Genomic DNA, 3268 nt, shown 5'->3' on the forward strand with positions numbered 1-3268 from the left:
AAAACCCCCTGTGTTTGCCGGGCCCCATACCTTTTCGGGGGGGGTGAAACACAAAAACCACCACGTGGTTTGGGTTTTTGGGCCCCTAGTTTGGGGGGGGGGCGCGCCCCCCACCCCACCCCGGCGCTACGCGCCGACCCTCCCCATCAAGGGGAGGGTGGGGAGCTTAGCTATGCCTGACCTGCTTCTAGAACTTCGCTCCGAGGAAATCCCCGCCCGCATGCAGCGCAAGGCGGCGGGTGACCTCAAGAAGATGCTGACCGACGGTCTGGTCGAGGCGGGGCTGACCTATGAGGCGGCACGCGAGTACTGGACGCCGCGGCGCCTGACGCTCGATATCAGGGGGCTGACCGCACGCTCGAAAGATATAAGCGAGAAGATCAAGGGGCCTTCGACTTCAGCGCCCGAACAGGCGGTGCAAGGCTTTCTGCGCAAGGCAGGTCTGGCATCCGTCGCCGAGGCGCATGTCCATTCCGACCCAAAGAAGGGCGACTTCTACATCGCCCATATTTCGAAGCCGGGCAGGGCGGCGGAAGACATTATCGCCGAGCTGGTGCCGGGCATCATCCGCAGTTTTCCATGGCCGAAATCGATGCGTTGGGGCCCAGCCTCGGCCAAGCCCGGCTCGCTGCGTTGGGTGCGGCCGTTGCAATCGATCCTGTGCACCTTCGGCCCGGAGACCGAGGAGCCGGTGGTGGTCGATTTCGAGATCGACGGCATCCGCTCCGGCAACATCACCTATGGCCACCGCTTCCATGCGCCCGATGCCATCACGGTGCGCCGCTTCGACGACTATGTTTCCAAGCTGGAAGCGGCGAAGGTCGTGCTCGATGCCGACCGGCGCAAGGAGATCATCCTTGCCGATGCCCGCAATCTCGCTTTCGCCAACGGGCTCGACCTGGTCGAGGACGACGGGCTGCTGGAAGAAGTGTCCGGGCTGGTCGAATGGCCGGTCGTGCTGATGGGCGAGTTCGAGCAGGCTTTCCTGGCCATTCCGGCCGAGGTGATCCGGCTGACCATCCGCGCCAACCAGAAGTGCTTTGTGACATCGCGCCCGATCTCCCCCCTTGAGGGGGAGATGTCGGCGAAGCCGACAGAGGGGGTCGCCTCGCGTGAAGCGCTGGTGCCATCTGTGCCGAGCCCGGTCGAACCGACCCCCTCTGGCCTGCCGGCCATCTCCCCCTCAAGGGGGGAGATCAGCCAGCTTTCCAATCGCTTCATCCTCACCGCCAACATCGAGGCCAAGGATGGCGGCAAGGAGATCGCCCACGGCAACGGCAAGGTGGTGCGCGCGCGCCTGTCCGACGCGCTCTATTTCTGGACGACCGACCAGGGTGATTTGCCGGATCTCGGTGAGCTCGAGGCATCTGCGGAAAAGTTCGAGCTCGATCTGAAAAAACCGCTCGACCAGCGCATGGCGCGCCTCGACCATCTCGGGGTGACTTTCCACGCCAAGCTCGGCACACAGGGCGAGCGGGTGGAGCGGATCAAGTATCTGGCCGAAGAACTGGCGCCCATCGTGGCGCAGTCGATCTCCCCCCTTGAGGGGGAGATGGCCGGCAGGCCAGAGGGGGTCGCCTCGCGTGAAGCGCCGGCATCCTCTGACCGCGATAGGGCGTCGCGCCCCGTCGTGCCGCCCCCCTCTGTCGCCTTCGGCGACATCTCCCCCTCGAGGGGGGAGATCAGTGCGCTTGCCGCCCGCGCTGCGGTTCTCGCCAAGGCCGATCTCACCACCGAAGTCGTCGGCGAGTTTCCCGAATTGCAGGGCGCGATGGGCCGCAAATACGCTCTGCTGCAGGGCGAACACCCATCCGTGGCCGCGGCCATCGAGGAACACTACAAGCCGCAGGGCCCTTCCGACCGCGTACCGAGCGATCCGGTTGCGATCACCGTGGCGCTCGCCGACAAGCTCGACACGCTGGCTGGGTTCTGGGCCATCGACGAAAAGCCGACAGGGTCGAAGGACCCCTATGCGCTGCGTCGTGCAGCGCTGGGCGTGGTGAGGCTCTTGATCGAGAATGGGATCAAGCTTGCAATATTGAGTTTGTTAAAGGCCGCTCATTCGGCCCAATACGAACGGTTGCACAGGCGCAAGCTGGTGGTCACGGAACTAGATCCAACAGACTATGAATTGCCAGAGGATCATCCGGACACTCTTTGGGGGCAGGATGATTTTTCGAATGAGGTAGCGGAGATAAACGCGACAGACGGCTGTAACTACGCCCGTTTCGAAAACGGCCAGATCGCAGACGTGTTTGCGTTTCGTGGCTCGCTAGAAGTTCTCCCCGACCTCATCGCCTTCTTCCACGACCGCCTCAAAGTCTACCTCCGCGACCAAGGCGCCCGGCACGATCTGATCGATGCTGTGATCACACCGCAGTCCGACGACCTGCTGCAGATCGTGCGCCGCGTCGAGGCGCTGGGCACCTTCCTCGACTCGGAGGACGGCAGGAACCTGCTCGCCGGAACCAAGCGCGCGGCCAACATCCTGGCCGCCGAGGAGAAGAAGAAAACGGTGATTGCCGAGACTGTTGAGCCAGCGCTGTTGCGTGAGAATGCCGAGAAATCTCTGTTTGCGGCGGTGAATCAGGCTGAGAAGCAAGCCGGGGAAGCTATTCAAAACGATGACTTTTCCGCCGCGCTGCTGGCGCTTAGCGTGTTGCGTGAACCGGTTGATTCATTCTTTGAGCACGTTCTCGTGAATGATGAAGACCAGGCCGTGCGTGCCAACCGCCTGGCCCTGCTCGCCCGCATCCGCGCGGCAACCGGTCAGGTCGCGGATTTCTCGAAGATTGCCGGTTAAGGAAAGAAAATATTCTTTGTCCCCGGCCGTTCGAGCCGGCTTACAGTCATATGGCGATGATCTCTCCGTGGCAAAAGGGGCATGTTCCCCAACCCCACGGAGGCTTCCATGAATTCCGATCACGACATCGATGTGACAGAAGAAACCCGGGCTCCTGCCGAATCGCTCGAATCCATTTCCGAACACATCCTCGATCATGCCGCGGCCGCCGCGGTCGAAGCCGCTGACCTCTCGGATGACGACGAAGACGAAGACGTTGAAGATGAGGAAGAAGGCGACGACGGCGTGAAGGCCGAAGGCGACGAAGAGTCCGAAGAGGACGACGACAACGAAGAAGCGGCCTGATTTTCGGCCGCCGTTTCTGTGGATGGATGGCGGGGGGGGGGGGGGCGCCCCCCCCCCCCCGGGGGGGGGGGGCCCCCACAAGAGTTTTATGGGCGGGGCCGCACCCCCCCGTGTTTTGTA

The 3268-nt window shown here is 62.9% G+C and carries 2 protein-coding genes; both read left to right on the top strand.

Annotated elements, in window-relative coordinates:
* Positions 1-172: 172 nt before the first annotated feature.
* Entirely contained in the window at positions 173-2803 is a 2631-nt protein-coding gene (locus NKH57_RS33515; protein ID WP_352950624.1) for a glycine--tRNA ligase subunit beta, read from the top strand.
* A 108-nt stretch (positions 2804-2911) separates the two neighbouring features.
* Positions 2912-3148: an ATPase gene (locus NKH57_RS33520; protein ID WP_352950626.1), complete on the top strand. Its 237-nt coding sequence runs from the start codon at positions 2912-2914 to the stop codon at positions 3146-3148.
* Positions 3149-3268 lie beyond the last annotated feature (120 nt).

Source organism: Mesorhizobium sp. M1050 (assembly GCF_040318715.1).
Classification (GTDB): Bacteria; Pseudomonadota; Alphaproteobacteria; order Rhizobiales; family Rhizobiaceae; genus Mesorhizobium.

Bases quoted from the DNA above. Each gene is read 5' to 3' on its own strand.
- NKH57_RS33515 (WP_352950624.1), top strand. From the start codon at position 173: ATGCCTGACCTGCTTCTAGAACTTCGCTCCGAGGAAATCCCCGCCCGC.
- NKH57_RS33520 (WP_352950626.1), top strand. From the start codon at position 2,912: ATGAATTCCGATCACGACATCGATGTGACAGAAGAAACCCGGGCTCCT.